Raw genomic sequence first — 1,062 nt, 5'->3', positions numbered from 1 at the left:
GGCAAGCACTAAAAAGCGGACGATGTTAATTGGGTAAAGTCGTTTAATTCTTGCACAATCTTATGATAAAGAAATTGGCAAGAAGTATGATGGTAAAAAAGTAAACTACACGTAACCTTAATCAAATACCCAGATTGCCTTTGGAAGATCCTAAGTACCAGTATTATGGTGTTCCGGTATTAAGTTTTGAAGGTGGCCCAGATGTTTGTCCTTTTGACTTGGTGACTTTTACCGTACATCGTCAGGATAAAGCTTTGCTGTATGAAGTTTATTCTAATCAACATCAACAATTTGCAGAAGCGCAAAAGTTTATTAATACTAAAAAATCAAAAAGTAGAGTATTAGTTAGCCAAGTTTTTCAGCCAATTTCAGAAGATGATTTCAATAGTTGGTTAACTTTTATTACCGATCAACTGGACTTATTTTTTGAACGGTTAGAACCTGATGTTAATCTGTATTTTGATTTTTCGCCGAATTCATTAAAAGCAGCGGGGAAATTATTATTGGGTTGGTTTTCAAGTCCAGATTCTATACAAGCCGAGTCAGAATTATTTTGTGATCTTTATACTTATATTGGTGAAGTTTTTCATCGCAACTTGGGGGCTCAATTTTATTTGCCTGCGTCTGAAGATGATGAAAAATTTGGACAGCCGTCTATTCGTTGTATTAACGATGAAACTTTTTCATTGCCACAGTTAGCTTTTGATGCATTGGTGAGTCAAAAAGCAGACTTTGTTTTTCAAGTTTATAATCGAATGGTTAATAGTGAAGGTAGAGTTTAGAAGTAAAATGCAGCTTAATAGTAAAATTCAGCAGCTTGTTGGGTTAATATATTGCAGTTAATATTATTTTAGTGTATTTAATCAGCGCTACATTTTAAATCAAAAAAGAAAAATTAAATGATTTTTTTATTTCTAATTATAATGCTTTTATCAAATAGTGCTATTTCCGCGACCCTGTAAAAAATTCTGTGTAACTGCCCTAGGTTAAACATAATCTTTTAATCGGTCTTCAAATTGAATCATAAATCGATTTAAGGCCGCTTTCCAATTTCTTATTGGC

Annotated in this window: 1 protein-coding gene; it reads left to right on the top strand. The window is 32.8% G+C overall.

Translation table 11 applies throughout. The features are described from left to right. The first annotated feature begins 140 nt into the window (after nt 1-140). The gene (locus tag ABVT42_RS22385; RefSeq protein WP_353898213.1) at nt 141-782 is read left to right on the top strand and encodes a hypothetical protein; all 642 of its coding nucleotides are present in this window, start codon (nt 141-143) and stop codon (nt 780-782) included. Nucleotides 783-1,062: the final 280 nt, after the last annotated feature.

Source organism: Aliikangiella maris (genome assembly GCF_040719265.1).
Classification (GTDB): Bacteria; Pseudomonadota; Gammaproteobacteria; order Enterobacterales; family Kangiellaceae; genus Aliikangiella; species Aliikangiella maris.
This window is presented reverse-complemented; position numbering and strand designations above follow the sequence as displayed.